The organism is Fibrobacter sp. UWEL (assembly GCF_900142535.1).
In the GTDB taxonomy this organism is placed as follows: Bacteria; Fibrobacterota; Fibrobacteria; order Fibrobacterales; family Fibrobacteraceae; genus Fibrobacter.
Genome location: NZ_FRBE01000004.1, coordinates 52967 through 69811 on the forward strand (window position 1 = coordinate 52967; position 16845 = coordinate 69811).

General features: G+C 50.7%; 17 protein-coding genes and 1 tRNA gene. 2 read left to right on the top strand and 16 right to left on the bottom strand.

From position 1 onward, the window contains the following. Nucleotides 1-90 precede the first annotated feature (90 nt). From BUB59_RS03820 to purU, 6 genes are read right to left on the bottom strand one after another with little or no spacing between them, the layout of a single operon-like run. Complete coding sequence (locus BUB59_RS03820) at nucleotides 91-1482, bottom strand: DEAD/DEAH box helicase (protein ID WP_073225783.1); 1392 nt, start codon at nucleotides 1480-1482, stop codon at nucleotides 91-93. 47 nt (nucleotides 1483-1529) lie between these two features. Then, complete coding sequence (locus BUB59_RS03825; protein WP_073225784.1) at nucleotides 1530-2795, bottom strand: hypothetical protein; 1266 nt, start codon at nucleotides 2793-2795, stop codon at nucleotides 1530-1532. Beyond that, entirely contained in the window at nucleotides 2795-3484 is a 690-nt protein-coding gene (locus tag BUB59_RS03830) for a hypothetical protein (RefSeq protein ID WP_073225786.1), read from the bottom strand. The genes BUB59_RS03825 and BUB59_RS03830 overlap by 1 nt, the downstream gene beginning before the upstream one ends. Nucleotides 3485-3490: 6 nt before the next feature. Then, nucleotides 3491-4162, bottom strand: coding sequence for an orotate phosphoribosyltransferase (gene pyrE, locus BUB59_RS03835; protein ID WP_073225787.1), 672 nt, complete (start codon nucleotides 4160-4162; stop codon nucleotides 3491-3493). 24 nt (nucleotides 4163-4186) lie between these two features. Beyond that, nucleotides 4187-4666 (bottom strand): hypothetical protein, encoded by a 480-nt coding sequence (locus tag BUB59_RS03840; protein WP_073225789.1) that lies wholly within the window; start codon nucleotides 4664-4666, stop codon nucleotides 4187-4189. 8 nt (nucleotides 4667-4674) lie between these two features. After that, complete coding sequence (gene purU, locus BUB59_RS03845; protein WP_073225790.1) at nucleotides 4675-5520, bottom strand: formyltetrahydrofolate deformylase; 846 nt, start codon at nucleotides 5518-5520, stop codon at nucleotides 4675-4677. Between the two features lie 174 nt (nucleotides 5521-5694). Here purU and BUB59_RS03850 point away from each other — a divergent pair, with 174 nt between their 5' ends. Continuing rightward, on the top strand, nucleotides 5695-6816 hold the full coding sequence (locus BUB59_RS03850) for a fibrobacter succinogenes major paralogous domain-containing protein (RefSeq protein WP_073225792.1): 1122 nt from the start codon (nucleotides 5695-5697) through the stop codon (nucleotides 6814-6816). On the opposite strand, the gene BUB59_RS15330 is transcribed toward BUB59_RS03850, so the two are convergent. The 10 genes from BUB59_RS15330 to miaB form a co-directional block, all read right to left on the bottom strand. Further along, nucleotides 6813-6962 carry a hypothetical protein gene (locus BUB59_RS15330; RefSeq protein ID WP_159433323.1) on the bottom strand — a complete coding sequence of 50 codons (150 nt, stop codon included), beginning with the start codon at nucleotides 6960-6962 and terminating at the stop codon, nucleotides 6813-6815. The two genes, BUB59_RS03850 and BUB59_RS15330, sit on opposite strands and share 4 nt — an antisense overlap. Nucleotides 6963-7175: 213 nt before the next feature. After that, nucleotides 7176-8888 (bottom strand): arginine--tRNA ligase, encoded by a 1713-nt coding sequence (gene argS / locus BUB59_RS03855; protein WP_073225794.1) that lies wholly within the window; start codon nucleotides 8886-8888, stop codon nucleotides 7176-7178. Further along, nucleotides 8875-9288 (bottom strand): ribosome silencing factor, encoded by a 414-nt coding sequence (gene rsfS / locus BUB59_RS03860; protein ID WP_073225795.1) that lies wholly within the window; start codon nucleotides 9286-9288, stop codon nucleotides 8875-8877. The genes argS and rsfS overlap by 14 nt, the downstream gene beginning before the upstream one ends. Nucleotide 9289: 1 nt before the next feature. Beyond that, on the bottom strand, nucleotides 9290-9682 hold the full coding sequence (locus BUB59_RS03865; RefSeq protein ID WP_073225797.1) for a LytR C-terminal domain-containing protein: 393 nt from the start codon (nucleotides 9680-9682) through the stop codon (nucleotides 9290-9292). Continuing rightward, the gene (locus BUB59_RS03870) at nucleotides 9683-10276 is read right to left on the bottom strand and encodes a hypothetical protein (protein WP_073226086.1); all 594 of its coding nucleotides are present in this window, start codon (nucleotides 10274-10276) and stop codon (nucleotides 9683-9685) included. It lies immediately after the preceding gene. An 87-nt stretch (nucleotides 10277-10363) separates the two neighbouring features. Beyond that, nucleotides 10364-10711: an aspartate 1-decarboxylase gene (gene panD / locus BUB59_RS03875; protein WP_073225799.1), complete on the bottom strand. Its 348-nt coding sequence runs from the start codon at nucleotides 10709-10711 to the stop codon at nucleotides 10364-10366. Between the two features lie 16 nt (nucleotides 10712-10727). Continuing rightward, a complete protein-coding gene (locus BUB59_RS03880) occupies nucleotides 10728-11501 on the bottom strand; it encodes a hypothetical protein (RefSeq protein ID WP_073225801.1) in 774 nt (257 codons plus the stop codon). A gap of 20 nt (nucleotides 11502-11521) precedes the next feature. Further along, nucleotides 11522-11605, bottom strand: a tRNA-Leu gene (locus tag BUB59_RS03885). 76 nt (nucleotides 11606-11681) lie between these two features. Continuing rightward, entirely contained in the window at nucleotides 11682-12602 is a 921-nt protein-coding gene (locus BUB59_RS03890) for an SPOR domain-containing protein (RefSeq protein WP_234979922.1), read from the bottom strand. 54 nt (nucleotides 12603-12656) lie between these two features. Then, nucleotides 12657-13982, bottom strand: a complete 1326-nt coding sequence (gene miaB, locus BUB59_RS03895) for a tRNA (N6-isopentenyl adenosine(37)-C2)-methylthiotransferase MiaB (protein WP_073225805.1) — start codon at nucleotides 13980-13982, stop codon at nucleotides 12657-12659. A 123-nt stretch (nucleotides 13983-14105) separates the two neighbouring features. On the opposite strand from miaB, the gene BUB59_RS03900 reads away from it, so the two are divergent. Then, complete coding sequence (locus BUB59_RS03900; RefSeq protein WP_234979923.1) at nucleotides 14106-16760, top strand: TIGR02171 family lipoprotein; 2655 nt, start codon at nucleotides 14106-14108, stop codon at nucleotides 16758-16760. Nucleotides 16761-16845: the final 85 nt, after the last annotated feature.

The window sequence follows — 16845 nt, forward strand, 5'->3', positions numbered from 1 at the left end:
TACCTTTAGGGGTTAGGGGATATTTCAGCAAGTTTTTCCTGCAAATCTCTATACCCTAATCTCTAGTCTCTAGTCTCTAGTCTCTAGTTTCTACTTCTTCCACACGTATCTGTCCAGCAGGTAGGCGAGGAGCATCTGGTCGTCCTGACTTCCGTTTGCCAGTTCCTTTGCCAGGGGGATGAAGTGACTGATGCGTTCCTTGGCCTTCTGGCCGCCGAAGTGCTTGCTCACTTCCTGGAGCTTTGCCTTGGTGCGTTCAGCAACCTTCTTGGCGATGGCTTCGTTGGTCAGAGGTTCCTGCTTGATGAAGTTGATGCCGAAGTCGGAGGCAGTCTTCTTGATTTCAATTTCTTCCACCGGAGTAATGAGAGAAATACATACGCCGCTACGGCCTGCACGGGCGGTACGTCCGCTACGATGTACGTATACTTCGTGGTCATCGGGATGGTCGTAAACAATCACATGGGTGACGTGATCCACGTCGATACCGCGGGCTGCCACGTCCGTACAAATCAGGATGCGCAGCTTCTTATCGCGGAAGGCGTTGAGGGTCTTTTCGCGAAGGCTCTGGGAGACATCGCCAGAGAGGGCGCCAACGTTAAAGCCGTATCCGGACAGAACCTGTTCCAGATAGCTGACATCGCACTTCTTGTTACAGAAAATCATGCAGCTTTCGGGATTTTCGTATTCCAGAACCTTGATGGTCATGGAGTCCTTGTCCATCACGTCGCAGGAATACCAGCGGTGTTCCAGGTTGTTTGCAATCACCTTGTCGTAGGACAGGGAAAGGAATTCTGCAGACGGACGCTGGAATTCGCGGGCCAGGCTCTTGACGGTCTGGGGAATGGTGGCACTGAACATGGTGCAGGCCAGCTGCTTGGGAAGATACTTGCGGATCTTCTGCATGTCGGGATAGAATCCCATGGAAAGCATTTCGTCGGCTTCGTCCAGAATCAGGTCACGAACGTCCAAAAAGTCCACGTTGCCGCGCTGCACATGGTCCATCAAACGACCCGGGGTGGCGACGATAATGTGAACGCCTTCCTTAAGAGCCTTCAGCTGGGGTTCGTAGGAAACGCCGCCGAAGATGGCGACAGACTTAATGCCGGTGCCGGCGGAAAGTTTCTGCACTTCGTCCTGCACCTGGATAGCCAATTCGCGGGTGGGCACCAGGATCAATGCCTGGGGGAACACATGGTCACGGACAATCACCTGCAGGAGGGGCAGCACGTAAGCGCCGGTCTTTCCGGAACCGGTCTTGGACTGGACCAGCATATCGCGGGCTGCCAGCATGTAGGGCATGGTCTTGCGCTGGACAGGCATCAGGTCAGTCCAGCCGTGGCTTGCCAGGATAGCCTTCTGTTCTTCCGGCAGCATGTCAAAAGTGTAGTCGGGGAGCTTGTGCTCGGGTTCGATAATATTAATCGGAGTCAAAAACGGATTAACTTTTTCTTCTTTTACAACTTCTTGATTTTCACTCATAGTGGGCGCAAATCTAGAAAAATCGCAAAAACACCGCCGGCTGTGATTTATAAACTCCAGTGGTATTCAAGACCAAAACTGATAAACCAGTCAATGGTGGACGCCCCGATTGTGGTCGGTTCCGCGGCTGCATCCGGCGTGGGGTCCGAATAGACGTTCTTTCCGCGGCTGGACATCCCTGTGCGTGCACTTACTGCGTAATGGTCCAGAAAGACGAACTGGGATCCGAAACCTAGGAGGGCTCCCTTATACACATCTTCAAAGCGGATTCGGGAACTGTATGCCTTGGAAGGTTTCTTGACGTCGTCCTTCAGCTCGATATCTTCCACATAGAAACTGTATTGGAACCCGAGGAAACCGAAGAGATGGATGTCCAACCACTTGAAGGGATCGTAGGTCTTGGAGAACATGACGTTTAGGCCTACTTCGTGCTGGTAAAAGTCCCAGTGGTCCAGTTCCTTATAGATGGTGTCCTTGCTGTCTGTTTTAACCTTATGGCTGGAATAGCGATAGAAAATTTCGCCGCCGATGAAGCCGTACCAGATGCCTCCTGCATACAAAGTAAATAACGGGGTGGAATCATCTATAAAATTCCAGAGGCTGACGGAATCCTTCGTGATACGATAGTTGCGGACTTGGCTCTTGACGTGGCTTGAGTACCAATCATCTGGAGTGAGGGGGAATTGTGCCTGGGCATAACCTGCGGAGACGCCTGCCCAAGCCCTAAAGTTGGGAACTTCCTTGAAGTACTCATCCGGCTCGGCGGCTTGCTTTAAACGTTCTTCCTTGCTGAGGCGGCGCTTGGTCTGACGATCAAAGAAGGTGTCTGCAATATCATCCCCCAGGGCGACTTTGTCGGAGGTCTTACGGACGGTGCCTGCGGCCTTGGGCGTGTTTGCGGTTTCGTCAAAGATGGCGATCTGAAGGAAGCTGCCCTTGTCTGCGATAAACAGGACGATGCGATCTTCCAGAGTCTGGATTTTTGCGGACATGGCTGGATGCCTTGCCTTTAAGTAGCTTGCGTCCAGGGTGGGATCCATATTGGCGCTGAGCCAGTTGGCGTAACGGACTGCAATGGAATCACGTTCCCATTCACCAAAGACACGACACTTGGGAATACCGATGCCAGAATTGGAACGACGTAGGGACAGACAGAATTCCTTGATGTCTAGGGCCGGTTCCGGATCCGGAGTCCAGATCAGAATGTCTGCGTCACTCCACAAGGTCCATTTGGAATCAAAGTAGATATCGCCTGCAAATGCGCTTGCAACAAAGAACATGACTAGGGTTAGGGCAAAGAGAATCTTCTTCATTACTTTGCTCCTGTGTACATGTTGGTGCGGATTTGCTGGACAATCTTGCGGATGAGGGCGCGCATGTCATCCATAGTCAACACCTTTACGGGATGTTGAATTTCATCGATGGCGCTGAACAGCGGACGCTGCTTCTCGTTATCCCACAACGTATAGGAAACGATGGCGGTAATATTGTCCACCAGTTTCTTGACTTGGGCTTCGTTATGGATGAGGTCGTAGTCAAAGAAATCCTCGCGCTTCAGGTCCGTGCCGATAATGACTTCGTGGATCAACAAAATCACAGGCGGAACATTTCCTGCGGAGTCCTTTACGACGACGCCTTGTTCAGGAAGTTTTCCTTTCAGGAAAATACGTTCGTCGATTTTCTGACTTTCTTCCGGGAACTTGGAAATGGCGCTATCCGGCAGGACGTCCAGCTTGTTGTAGCCGCCTCTCAGTTCGTCCAGCATAAACTGGGCGCAGAAGGCGGTCATCTTCAGCTGGATGCTGTCGTTGGGGATTTCTAGACGATTGGCAAACCATGCGGTGCGGGTCAGCACAAAGGCGGATTGAACTCCACCGACGGCTAACTCTCCGTAGGGTGCCTTGTGGTAAGCGGGATGGCTCTTACTCCAATGATAAGACTGGCTGCACCCCATAAGAGCGCAGACCAAGACAAATATCAGTGAAGCGAGCGACGAACGCATTCTTAATTACTTAGCACCCCACTGTTCACGATAGGCGTACACCTTTTCGAGAATGCCTTCGGGAGCGTTGATGGCCTTGCGGTTTTCTTCCTTTTCCAGGAAGGCGATGATGTCGTTGATGTTCACGATGGAGTGAGCTTCAATGCCATATTCTTCCTGAACGGTCTGGAGGGCGGACTTACCGTTGTCCAGCTTTTCCTTGCGGTCCACAGAAATCAGGAGGCCGATTACGTTGGCGTTTTCGATATTCTTGAGGATCTGCAGGGTTTCGTTGACGGAAGTACCGGCAGTAATCACGTCTTCGATGATCACCACGTTGGTCTTTTCGGCATACTTGTAACCTACCAGGGAACCGCCTTCGCCGTGGTCCTTCACTTCCTTACGATTGTAGGTGAAGGTCAGGTTCTTGGCGTACACGTCGGAAAGCTTCATGGCGGTAGCGGCGCACAGGGGAATGCCCTTGTATGCAGGACCGTAGAGGTTGGTTGCCTTGCCGTCGAAATGTTCGACGAAGGCTGCGGCGTAGAACTCGGCCAGCTTGGAAAGAGATGCGCCAGTACGGAATTCTCCAGTATTGATGAAGTACGGAGTGTTACGGCCGCTCTTGGTCACGAAGTCGCCAAACTTCAGGGCGCCGGATTCTACGAGAAAATGAACAAATGCGTCAGTCTTAGTCATGTTTGCCTCAGACGGAAAAAAGGTTTAGCCTTCTGCTCCAACGAGCATGGCAAGGATGTTTGCGAAAACGTGGGAATTTTCAGATGCGAACTGGATGGCTACCAGGGCGATGAACACCACGATGCAAAGTGCGATATAGATCTTGAAGGATTTCTTGAATCCCTTGATCTTCAGCTTGAAAATCAACCAGATGACCACGCTGAAGATGGCGCTCAGGACCCAGGCGGCCATGCCGGCAAGAGTGACTCCCGGAATCATGTTGATGGCGTAGGTCAGAGCAATACCCGGTGCGAAATAGAAGGCTACACACAGTACGCACAGCAGGGCGAATCCAACATAGTGGGCAAAGCCGCGTTCGGTCTGAACGATGACCTGGGGTTCTTCTTGCTTGGCCGGTTCTTCCTGCTTGGCAGGTTCCACAGGTTCTGCTACGGGGGCGTTCACGATGTCCAGTTCGGAAACTGGGGCTTCGTTTTCATTCTGATTCAGATTTTCTTCGGACATTTTTACTCCTAGAGAATAAACGTACGACCGGCAACCACGAAGACGCGGTGTTCCAGCCAGAGCTTCAGTGCCTGGGACAGGGTTCGCTTTTCAATATCCTTACCCAGTTCCACCAGTTCATCAATACTTGCGGTTTCAGGAACTCGCTGGATATCCTGGGCAATGATGGGTCCCTGGTCCAGATCTTCGGTAGCGAAGTGTGCGGTTGCACCGATAATCTTCACACCCTTGTTCCATGCCTGGTGGTAGGGCTTTGCGCCCTTGAATGCCGGAAGGAAGCCGTGGTGGATGTTGATCACGCGGTATTTAAATTCTTCAGTGAAGGATGCAGAGAGAATCTGCATGTAGCGGGCCAGAACCACGGTATCGGTCTTGGTTTCTTCAATAATTTCGCGGAAGCGGTTTTCCGGAATGTTCTTGTCCGGATTAGACGGCACGTAATAGAAAGGCACGCCGAAGTTACCGCCGATGGGGCCCAGGTCCGGATGGTTACCCACGATGCAGCTGAATTCGCAGGGCAGGTCGCCGTCACGCTTCTTCAGGAGCAGATCGTAGAGGCAGTGGTCCGTCTTGGAAACGAAAATTGCAACACGTTCGGTCTTGGAGGTGTCAAACAGCTTCCAGTTCAGCTGGAGGTGACCTTCCAGAGTCTGCAGGTGCTTGCGAACTTCTTCGATGTTTTCGGGTTCTGCTTCAAAAACTGCACGGAGGAAGAATGTTTCAATGTCTTTGGCGGTATGTTGCTGCAAGTCGACGATGTTGGCGCCTGCCTTGGCGAGGACTTGAGTGGTACCGGCAATAAGGCCCTTTTGGTCAGGGCAATGAATCTGCAAAATGTAACGTGTAATAGCCATGCCTCAAAGTTAAAAAATCCGTTGTAGAAAGAACTACGCAAAAAGGCGGAAATATGGCTATTCTGAGGCATTTTTTATTATGAAATCTTTTTTACGCTTGTTTGCAAAAAGGGACTTTCAAGTAAGAAGAAAAAAAGCTAATTTTGCCTCATCCTTTAACAGAAGAAGAAAATAATGAATTTCAAATCTGCTTTAGTTGCTGTGGCTGGCTTGGTTGCCGTTGCCGCATTTGCTGCTCCCCCCAAGACCTGGGATGCAATTTACAATGCCGAAGGTGAAGGTGACTATGCCGCCGGTAAGATCGATGGAAACATCCGTTTCGGTAAGTATACCCATTACAAGGAAGTTCAGCCTGTATCCTTCCGTGTGAACGACGGTCAGTTCCAGTTTTCTGTTGCCGGTAACATGACTGTGCCCGCCCAGAAGATCGAAAAGGAACATTTCTACGATGTTTGTAATGATACCAAGGAAGCTTGGATTTCCTACTTCAACAAACCTCGTAACTTCAAGTCCGGTAAGGGTGAAGAATCCTTGATCGTGAACATTGCCGGTGTGGATTTGGCTTGCGGTAACGATCTGTATGCCATTGCCGATATCAAGCTGAAGTTTGATAACGAAAAGGCTCACGAAGCATGGACCAACGAAATCTACGGTCGTGAAAAGTATCGTCGTGAAAAGGTGGTGGAATTCCGCCGCGCCGAACAGGAACACCGCTCTGATCTTCGCGAAAAGTCCGGCTTCTTTACCGACCCTCGTGATGGCCAGTCCTATCGTACTATCAAGGTGGAAGGCCGTGAATGGTTCGCCCAGAATGTGAACTACGAAGTGGAAGGCCATTCCTGGTGCTACGAAGACAAGGACTCTTACTGCGCACGTAGTGGCCGTCTTTATGACTTGGAAGGTGCCCGCAAGGCTTGCCCCGAAGGTTGGCATCTGCCCCGTGACCGCGAATGGATGGACATGATTACGGGTCTTACCCACTGCTACGAAGGTGTGGACAAGTGCGAAGCCTTTGCTAAGAAGATGAAGGCTACTACTGGTTGGCATGGTGGTGGCGGTACCGATGAATACGGCTTCTCCGTGTTCTCCTCCGGCTATCGTAAGATTATCGGTAAGTCTACCGTCCGCTACGAAGACATGGGTGAATACGCTGGTTTCTGGAGTGGTCAGAATGGCCGCAACGAAACCATCTGGCTCTGGTCCATGGGCCGCATGAGCGATCAGATGGTCCGTCAGCTGGTTCCTGGCAATGCCAAGGTAAACGGCTACTCCGTCCGCTGTATCAACGGAAATTAATTAGTCTTCGACTTGGCTTTTTTCTTGCAGGATGTTTCATCTTGCGGGGAGGAGGCCCAGCTCGGAGTTGCGAAATGTCCGTAAGCGAGCGTCGCGAGAATGTTCACATTCTCATGACCGAGCGCAGGACATACTATGCGAAGCATGAAGGCCGTCCCTCCTCCATCTGGCGCAAGCGCCAACTTTTCGGTTCAGCCATACCCATGCAAGCATGGGTGCGGCGTTCACCTTTCGAAGTTGTGGCCGACGCGCAAGCAGGACGAGAACATTATTTCAGGATATAAACGCTTTTGAAAAAAAAGAACCGCGATTGTGTCGCGGTTCTTTTTGAATTGTTAGGGGCGGAGCCCCTTGCGTCATTACATCTGACGGATCGGGAAGAGTCCCAACAGGTCAAGCACGTTTTCCAGGACGATCTGAGTGGACTGCACCAGGAACAAGCGAGACTTTTCTTCGGCAGAACCGAGAACGCGGTCTTCGTGGATGAACTTGTGGGCTGCTTCTGCGATTTCCAGGGCGTACTGTGCGAGAACGCTGGGTTCGTCAGCTGCGACGGCGCCGAGAATCTTGTCTGCCTTCTTGGAAAGAAGGTTGATCAAACTGTAGGCGGCATCATCTGCCAGCTGGTCGTAGTTCACGTCCGTAACGGGAACGGTGTATCCGGCCTTACGCATAATACTGCAGAGGCGAACATGTGCGTTCTGGACGTAAGGACCTGTGTCGCCTTCAAAACTCATGACTGCATCCCAGTCAAAGCGGACGTCCTTCACGCGGCTGTTCTTCAGGTCATTGAAGGTAAGGGCTGAAATACCGATCTGACGGGCAATCAGTTCCTTGTTTTCCAGTTCCGGATTCTTTGCGTCGATGAATTCAAGAATCTTCTTCTGGGCGGCTTCAATCACGTCGCGCAAAAGGCTTGCGGTACCTGTACGGGTCTTGCCCTTTTCCCACTTGCCGTCCACCAGCTGGAGAATCACGCCAAAGGGAATGTGGTACATGTTGGTGTACCATTCGCGGCCCATCTTCTTAAGAACATGGAACACCTGCTTGAAATGGAGTGCCTGGCCCAGGTCAACAACGTACAGACACTTGTCGAAGTTGTATTCCTTCATGCGGTAGTCGGCTGCAGCCAAGTCGCGGGTTGCGTACAAAGTAGAACCGTCACTCTTGCGGATCAGGCAGGGGTTCAGGTCGAATTCATCCAGCATGACCACGTCCAGATCCTGGCTCTTGATCATCAGGTTCTTTTCGCGCAGTTCATCCAGGATGGCGGGAATCTTGTCTTCAAAGAAGGATTCGCCGGTATAGTGGTCAAAGCCGACGCCCATCATGTCATAGATGCGCATCAGTTCCTTGAGGGTCGCTGCCTTAAAGGCGGACCACAGGGTGCGGTAGAATTCATCGCCCTGTTCCAGCTTGGTAAAGGCGGCGCGGGCTTCATCTTCCAGACCCGGTTCTTCCTTACAGGCCTTGGAGAAGGCTGCGTAAAGAATGTTCAGTTCCTTGACGGTGAGGGAATCCAGGGTTGCCTGGTCCGTGGGGCGCTTTTCGCGGAGGTACATGACGATGAGCTTACCGAAAGCGGTACCCCAGTCACCCAGGTGGTTGATACGTTCAACCTTGTAGCCTGCAGCCTTGTAAATGCGAGAAAGGCTGTTACCGATCATGGTAGAGCGCAGGTGGTGGAAAGCCAGTTCCTTACCGATGTTGGGGGAACTGAAGTCAATGCACACGACCTTGCCGTTGGATTCCTGATGACCGTAGGTGAGGCCCTTGGAGGCAATACCTTCCAGAGTGGACTTTGCCAGGAAGTTACGGTCGATAAAGAAGTTCAGGTAGCCGTTAACAGCTTCCACCTTGGAAAGACCGGCGGGAAGCTTTACCTGGGCAGCCAATTCTTCGGCGATAATCTTCGGGGCCTTGCGAAGAGTCTTTGCAAGGGAGAAGCAGGGAATAGTAAAGTTGCCGTGGGTAGTATCAGGCGGCACAGAGATAAGCTTGAGAGCTGCATCGGCGGTAAAGCTGCCGGTAGCTTCCAGTGCGCTTGCAATTTCTTGCTCAAACGAGTTCATTGTCGTCTCCAGACTTCTTGGTGGCTTCGCGGACGAAGTCTTCTTCATTCAGTTCTTCAATCTTGCCGTCAGCATACAGACGGTCCAAAGAAATTTCTGCACGCTTTTCTTCTTCGAACAGGTGAACCATCAGGTCCATGCCTGCATCGAACACTGCCCAGCGAACGCCTTCCTTGTATTCCACGCCCAAGGTGGGAACCTTGTTGGCCTTGAATTCCTTGTGGAGTTCGTTAAGGATAGCCTGCATCTGGGCTTCGCTTTCGCAAGTGGCGACCAGGAAGTAGTCGGTCACGTCCTTGATTCCGCGAAGGTCGATGAGTTGCACGTCCTGAGCGCGCAGTTCAAAAAGAATGCTTGCGCCCAACTGGATGGATTCCGGCAGGTCATTTCTAGTTGTCATTTTATTTTCCCTCTTCGGGTTCGATGATTTGTTTAAAGTCTTTTCCAATGTATACGGCTGCGTCTACCACAGCATGGTCGCTCAACACCACCAGAACGTTCTTCGTCTTAAGGGTCTTTGCAAGTGCTTGCGCACCTTCCCATTCGGGGTTTCTAAGAACGATGATGGTTTCCTCGTAATTCTGCAGCACATCGTTTCGGGAACTGACCACGTCGAATCCGTTCTCTCTCAGGAAGGTTCGCATGGTGGAAGCGGCACCTTGAATACCGCAGCTGTTTAAGAGTTCCACGTCGCCCTTGTAGGTACGGACAATCTGAGGCTTGGGGGCTTCTTCCCGAACCTCTTCACATCCCAACAGCAGGGCGCAGAATACTAGGCAAGCAATAAGTCGCATCTATCTGCAAAAGATAGAATATCTATAGGGATTGCAGTAGAGTGCGGACGGCCCGTAGGCTTTTACAGCGTCCCGTTCATTCACGAACATCAGGCGCAGATAGGTATTTTCGCTAGGTTTATACTCCAGAGCCACGTCGGGAAGGACAAATCCTACACGCCCCTGTCGCACATCCTCCTTGGCAACGGGGACATCCGAGCGGAAGTTGGCGTAAAGCGGCATCCATAACCCTAGATCTGCGTACAGATGCAGGTTGGGCGTAAACTCGTAATCCACATGAGCCATGTAGCTCTGGTGGGCAAATGTGCCAAAGCTGCCGCCTACGAAACTCAACGAATAGGTATAACCCACCTTTAGGGCGTCGTCGAATGAGGGGCCCTTGCGCACAAGACGGCTAGGCGGAAAGTTCTCCCGATTCCAGGGTGTTCCATCCTGAACGGCAACGTAAACCGTATCGCGGATCGTGTCCAGGGCTGCTTCTGTTGACGCTTCTTCCTTAACGTCTTTCGGTTTTACGGGCAAAACCTGCTGGGCATGGACTAGCCCCGCAGTTATGCAAGCGCACGTAATAAAGAAAAACGTAGAGAATTTCATGCTCCGAATATAGCAAAAGCGAGTCCGGGACTCGCTTTCCAAACGTTGAATCATGTCTGGGACTTTCGTCTAAAATCGCTTGGGTTCTTAGACGATTTCGTTCTTTTCGTTAACGTGAACGACGGTAGGCTGCCAGGTCTTTGCTTCTTCAGGAGACATGGTTGCGTATGCCACAATAATCACTAGGTCGCCGGGCTGTACCAGTCGGGCGGCAGCGCCATTCAGGCAAATCATGCCGGACTTTGCAGGACCTTCAATCACGTAAGTATCCAGACGGGAACCGTTGTTCACGTCTAGAACGCCAACCTTTTCGTAGGGAAGGAGGCCTGCGGCATCCATCAGATCGCGGGCAATAGTGATAGAACCCTGATAATTCAGGTTTGCATCAGTTACCGTCGCGCGGTGAATCTTACATTTGAGGAGTTCAAGCTGCATGATTTCTTAAACTAAGTTAGAACTTAATGTTAAGGAATCCTGCAACGCCCATACCAGCACTCTGCTGTGCCGGAGTCGGGATGATGCCGTAGCTAAAGCGGTTTGCATCAGGATTGCTGTCCCACTGAGTGCTGAAGAATGCGTCAGCAAAGGACCAGACATGAGCGCCTGCAACGAAGAGCAGGCCGTACCACCAGGCAGAATTCTTTTCTGCTGCCAGATAGATAGTAGCGCCGATGGAAACAACTTCCAGAGCGTCCATCCAGATAGCCTTCATGGACTGATCGGTCTTCCACTGATAGAGGGAAGGAACCAGAAGGGAAAGGTAAGCATAACCCTGGTTACCTGCGCGATTACGATAGGAACGGTCGATGTCTGCATCTTCCATACCGCCGGTGCGCTGGTTGAGCCATTCTTCTTCGGAAACACCCAGCTTTTCCCAGGGATGCTGCATGTATTCGGAAGGACGAACGCCCATTTCAACGAGCTGGGTCAACTTGTCGCGAGAAATACCTTCTTCCTTGGCCTGCTGGAATTCCCACTGGGAAAGACCAATTTCTTCGTAATTGAAGCCGGCCCATTCGTCATTTGCTGCAGTTGCAGTACCGACGGTCTTTTCTTCGGAAGGTTCAGAAGATTCAGAAACATCTTCTGCGTATTCGGTTGTTTCGCTGGATTCGGTGGTGCCGTAATCGTAAGATTCAGAGGAAGACTCTTCGTCGTCAAACTGTGCAAAAGCGAGAGTACCGCAAAGAAGCACTGCGCTGACTGTCTTACACCAATTTAACATTTACGACCTCATCCTTTTAGTGCCGGGGGAGGGAATCGAACCCTCACACTCTCACGAGTATCGGATTTTGAGTCCGACGCGTCTACCAATTTCACCACCCCGGCAGGGTTGAACTAAATATAGAACACTTTATAATTTTTTTGGAGGGCGAGATCCGAAAAAATGGCTTTTTTCTGTAAATTATTTCTTAAGAAGTGGCTGAAATTCCACATTTAGGGGCTGAAGTGCCTTTTCTCCGAAGGCATTTGCTTCTTCCCTGGTGGAAAAATGACCGGTTTGTACCAGATAGAGGGTTCTTTCCCCACGGGGCATCTCTACGATGGTGCTGGAAATCTTCTGTTTCTTAAGGTTTGTGACCAAGAGGTTGGCGTTTTCACGTACTCCAAAGGCTCCAAGCTGTAAAATCCAGTATTCTTCTGCCGGTTTGGCGGCTTCAGGAGCGGCAGAAGCCGGTACTGCGGGGGCAGAAACGGTTGCGGCGACTGGAGTGGCTGGTGTTGCAGGGGCTGCGACGGGTTCTGCGGGTTTTGTTTCTACAGGCTTTGCTTCTACGGGAGCAGGTTTCACTTCTGCGGGCTTCACTTCGGCCTGCTTTACTTCTGCAGGTTTAGTTTCAGCGGGCTTGGGAGCTTCTGCAGCAGGATGCTTCAGGCTTTCGCAGCGTTCGGAGAGCTCGTCGGACTTGGTTCTGGAAAGGACTGCAGAACAGACCTTCTGGAGCACCAGGCTCTGGTTGGGTCTGGATGTTTCAATAGCGTGAATCAGTTCTTCGGCTGCGCGATCGTACTTGCCCAGGTACAGCATGAACTGAGCTCGGGTCATGACCAGGTCGGCGTAGTTTTCGTGCTGAGGGCTGGTTACGTTAATAAGACTGTCCAGTCGGGTTCCTGCTTTCTTGAAGGATTTGGCGTCGCCTACCTGAGACAAGGCGAGCACTCCCCACAGGTTACAACTCACTTGCGTTTCCTTGGGCTGGCTGGGACAAACCTTTTCGTAGGCGGCCGCGGCTTCTTTCCAGTTGCCGCCGACATATGCCTTCTGGGCATCAGCCAAGGTAACGGGAGCGGTCGTCTGGGCGAAAGCCCCTACTGCAATAGTCAAAACAGATAAAATAACAGAGAATTTCATGGTTAACTTTTAACTGTTCATTGTTAATTATTCATTGACCAGTGTTCCGCGCAAGGTCCAGCCGCGGATGTCGTCAATTTTTACCTTCACGTAATCGCCGGGCTTGATGATGCGACCTTCGGGCTTGAAGATTACCTTCTTGAAGTTGTCGGTCTTGCCCATGAGCTCGCCAGCGTCGCGGCTGGAGCTGCCTTCTACCAGCAAGGTTTCGGTACGGCCCAGCATAAGTTCGTTGCGCTTCTTGGTAATGGAGTTCTGTAATTCCACCAAGCGACTGTGGCGTGCGGACTTTTCTTCTTCCGTCAGGGTTTCCGTTTCCTTGTAGGATTCGGTTCCCTTACGGGGACTGTAGATAAACATGTAGGCGCTGTCGAACTGGCAGGCCTCAAATGCCTTCATGGTATCTTCAAAGTCTGCGTCGGTTTCACCAACAAAACCGCAGATTACGTCCGTAGAAATGCCGTACAGCGGGTCCTTGCTGCGAAGCTGCTCGATGACGCTCATGTACTGTTCCATGTTGTGCTGGCGACGCATCTTCTTCAGCATAGCGTCGCTTCCGCTCTGGATAGGAATGTGGGCGTAATGACAAACCTTGGGATTGTTCAGCAGAACGTCGATGAGCTCGTTGGTATAGTGCCTGGGGTGAGGGCTGGTAAAGCGAATGCGTTCAATGCCGCCAATCTCAGACACGCGTGTGAGCAGATCTGCAAAATTGTTGTCGCCGTTCTTGTAGGCGTTCACCGTCTGACCCAGCAGCATTACTTCCGTAATGCCCTTGTCTGCAGCCTTCTGGACTTCGGCCAGAACGTCGTTCATGTCGCGGTACTTTTCAGGGCCACGCAGGTAAGGCACGATGCAGTAGCTGCAGCGCTTGTTGCATCCACGCTGGATGGTAACGAAGGTACTAAAGTCGTGCTTCACCTTGGCGTAATCGCCCACGTAGTTCTGGGAAATATCTTCGTCCAGGAACATGCGGTGATGGGTCTTGTGCAGCGGGCTTTCGGGGCCTGCCAACAGCAACTCGGGAATATTCTTGTACTGGTCCGGGCCTACCACGTAGTTCACGACCTTCAGTCGCTTCAGAATTTCCGGACCGCGGTTCTTGGCCATGCAGCCGCAAACAACCACCTTCAAGTCAGGATTGGCTTTTTTCAGCTTGCGGTACTTGCTGATGTTGGCGAAGGCGGTGTCTTCAGCCTTCTCGCGAACGGAGCAGGTGTTGACGATAATGAAATCGGCTTCCTGGATGTCACCGGTTTCCATGCAGCCTTCCATGTCCAGCTTCTGGGCAATGAGGGCCGAGTCGTATTCGTTCATCTGGCAGCCGTAAGTGGCCAAGTAATATTTTTTCATAGCGGGTGCAAAGATAGAAAAACAAAAATGTAAAAGTTTGTTATCTTTGACGCCGAGGTTAGTTTTTTTATGGCGAAGCGTTTGAAGTTCTTGTATCCTTTTTTGACGTGGGTAGGGTGCCTAATGATGGCTACCGCCTGCGACAGTGGTTCTGATGCTACTGTCTCAGGTTCTCCCGTTGATATTGAGGATAGCGCCATTGAGGGAATGCTTCGTGTTCATTCTGCAGGTGGATTCGCCATGCTGGGGACCGACAAGAAGGCTAAGGCCATGGAACGTCCCCAAATGCGGGTGAAATTTGACTATGATTATTCTATAGGACGTTCTGAGGTTACCTGCGGTGAGTTTTTAGAACTTCAGAAGGATCGTCATTTCGATTTGAAATGTGAAAATGATTCTCTTCCCGTTGCCGATGTAACTTATTATGATGCAGTTCTTTTTGCGAATGCCAAAAGCAAGAGCCTGAAAAAGGACACCGCCTATACATACTCGTCAGCCTCCTTTGACAATGAAGGTCGCTGCACGAATCTGGAAGGCTTTGTTTATCATCCGGAAGTAGAGGGTGTTCGCCTGCCTACAGAAGCGGAATGGACCCTGGTGGCAAACAAGGTCTGGGATCCTATAAATAGCTGGAATGCGGAAAATTCCGATTACAAGGTCCATCAGGTTTGCTCTATGGATTTGGGCTCCGACGGCATTTGTGATATGGCGGGCAACGTCATGGAATGGGTGAATGACTGGCTGGGCAATTTTGCAGATACTACCATTATCAATTATGCGGGTGCTCCCGATGGAGGCAACCTTAGGCAACGTGTCCTGAAGGGGGGCAGCTATCGCGATGCTGCAAAGGACATGAAACTTTATAGCCGTGGTGATGTCTATACGGTAACCTCTGAAACCCATAAGGAATATATCGGCTTCCGTCTGGCTTACGGCGCCATTCCCGATGCTCAATGGATGGACAATCGTGGGGATGCGTCTTCTAGCAGAGTGATCCCTCTGGCAAGTCCTCTTGCGATTCGTAACATGACGGGAACGTACCAGGCTAAAATCGTCTTCCGTAATGAGGAAACGGGAAACCTGGACGTGGTTGATTTTTCCTCTGGGGTGGCTTCCGTTTTTGAAATTCGCGATACCCTCGCTGTGTACCATCCGGTTATTTCTCCCGATGGAAAGAAGGTGGCGTTTAGTACGGGAACGGAAGGCGTTTCTGGAACATCGTCTCTTTATGTCCGCAACTTGAATTCCACGGGATCAAACCTGGTAAAGCTGGATGTTCCCTCTGCGGCGATTCCCCGTTGGATGGTTTACATGGGGGATACCTCCATCGTGTACGTTACCGATGCAGGAAACAATGAGGATACCCAAGCTTTTTTGAAACAGTCCACCTGGCGAGTTCGCTTTAAGGATGGAAAATTTGGAACGCCTTATAAAATACTTGATGGAGCTTATCACAGCGGGGTCGATGTCCTTGGGTCCTTTGGTATATCGGGTGCAAGAAAACTCCGTGCCCATGTTTCTGGAATCGATACCGTTTGGTTCAATGGGGATCAGGCCTGTAATGCATCTCTTTCTAAGGATGGTTCCAAGAAAACTCTATTCCTGGATTTTGGAAGCAAAAAGCGAGACGGCTATGAAGGCGAATCCTACGGTGTTCACGAACGCATCCTGATGGTGGATAGCTTGGGCAATCTTGTGGATGAATATCCTTCTCCGGAAAATTATGCCTTTGACCATACGGAATGGGTTTCGGATCATCTAGTGATTGCTAGCCTCACTGCAAATAATGGCGCCCACGAAAAAATCGTAATGGTCAACACCCAGGATTCTTCCGTGACTGAACTTGTGGAAGGAAATGAACTTTGGCATCCTGATTTCTGGTTTAAAAGCCAGGGGGATTCGGATGATGAATTGCTGGACTTCGATAGCGCGGGCGTCTACTATTCCGCTGGCATTCCGTTCTCTGGTCTGGATTTGAGAGTCAAGATGGAAGACTTCTGGACGAATAAGGACGAAGCTACTGTGGTCGCTCTTGGAAGCTCCAGAGTGATGTTTGGCCTGAATGAGAAGGCTTTTGAATCTGGAGTCCTTGTGAACATGGGGTACTCTTCCGGTGATTTCTCCGGAATGAATTTCCTCTTTAGAAACTACGTTCTGAACCATACTGATGCGAAGTTTGTTGTGGTGGAATTTTCTCCGGATTTCATGATTACGGATGATAACACCAGCTGGAATTTAATTTATCTGAGATCTCCTGGATTTCTGTATGATCAACACCATAATTTCTGGCCTGATGGGGTAAGTAATGCGTTCGTGACTGCGGTGAAGGATTCCTACAAACCGACAGACTCCTTGTCCTTACCCTACACCTACGATGAAATTCTATTGCCTACCGAAGGATGGGGCAGTCCTTTGATTTACCGTGATTCCAATGAAGTGGAGAAAACCTATAAGGAAAGCATTCTCGCCAATTTGGAAACCCTTCGTAATATGTGTAAACTGGCTAAGGAAAGGGATATTCGTCTTATCGCCCTCATTCCACCCCTAAATCCAAAGTACAGAGAAACGGGGGCTTTCGGTCTTTATGGAATCAGTAGGTCTTCTGCATTGGCCTTGATCGACTCTGTTAAGCAAATGGATCTTGTCTTGATGGATGAAAACAAGATGGGATACCATGACTACGGTAGCAACATGGCTTACAATACGGACCACCTTTCCAAAAATGGTGCAGCCCAGCTCACCCGTCGCCTAGATTCCCTGATCCGTACATTAAAGTAGCTTTAAACAATTTCTGAAAAAATTACAAACCTCTTGCGTTTCTAAAAAATCTTATGTATATTTAAGAAAAATTAGTAACGTGGAG

Bases quoted from the DNA above. Each gene is read 5' to 3' on its own strand.
- BUB59_RS03825 (WP_073225784.1), bottom strand. From the start codon at position 2,795: ATGAAGAAGATTCTCTTTGCCCTAACCCTAGTCATGTTCTTTGTTGCA.
- BUB59_RS03870 (WP_073226086.1), bottom strand. From the start codon at position 10,276: ATGAAATTCTCTACGTTTTTCTTTATTACGTGCGCTTGCATAACTGCG.
- BUB59_RS03830 (WP_073225786.1), bottom strand. From the start codon at position 3,484: ATGCGTTCGTCGCTCGCTTCACTGATATTTGTCTTGGTCTGCGCTCTT.
- BUB59_RS03865 (WP_073225797.1), bottom strand. From the start codon at position 9,682: ATGCGACTTATTGCTTGCCTAGTATTCTGCGCCCTGCTGTTGGGATGT.
- BUB59_RS03840 (WP_073225789.1), bottom strand. From the start codon at position 4,666: ATGTCCGAAGAAAATCTGAATCAGAATGAAAACGAAGCCCCAGTTTCC.
- BUB59_RS03880 (WP_073225801.1), bottom strand. From the start codon at position 11,501: ATGTTAAATTGGTGTAAGACAGTCAGCGCAGTGCTTCTTTGCGGTACT.
- miaB (WP_073225805.1), bottom strand. From the start codon at position 13,982: ATGAAAAAATATTACTTGGCCACTTACGGCTGCCAGATGAACGAATAC.
- BUB59_RS03820 (WP_073225783.1), bottom strand. From the start codon at position 1,482: ATGAGTGAAAATCAAGAAGTTGTAAAAGAAGAAAAAGTTAATCCGTTT.
- rsfS (WP_073225795.1), bottom strand. From the start codon at position 9,288: ATGACAACTAGAAATGACCTGCCGGAATCCATCCAGTTGGGCGCAAGC.
- pyrE (WP_073225787.1), bottom strand. From the start codon at position 4,162: ATGACTAAGACTGACGCATTTGTTCATTTTCTCGTAGAATCCGGCGCC.
- panD (WP_073225799.1), bottom strand. From the start codon at position 10,711: ATGCAGCTTGAACTCCTCAAATGTAAGATTCACCGCGCGACGGTAACT.
- argS (WP_073225794.1), bottom strand. From the start codon at position 8,888: ATGAACTCGTTTGAGCAAGAAATTGCAAGCGCACTGGAAGCTACCGGC.
- purU (WP_073225790.1), bottom strand. From the start codon at position 5,520: ATGGCTATTACACGTTACATTTTGCAGATTCATTGCCCTGACCAAAAG.
- BUB59_RS03850 (WP_073225792.1), top strand. From the start codon at position 5,695: ATGAATTTCAAATCTGCTTTAGTTGCTGTGGCTGGCTTGGTTGCCGTT.
- BUB59_RS03900 (WP_234979923.1), top strand. From the start codon at position 14,106: ATGATGGCTACCGCCTGCGACAGTGGTTCTGATGCTACTGTCTCAGGT.
- BUB59_RS15330 (WP_159433323.1), bottom strand. From the start codon at position 6,962: ATGCTTCGCATAGTATGTCCTGCGCTCGGTCATGAGAATGTGAACATT.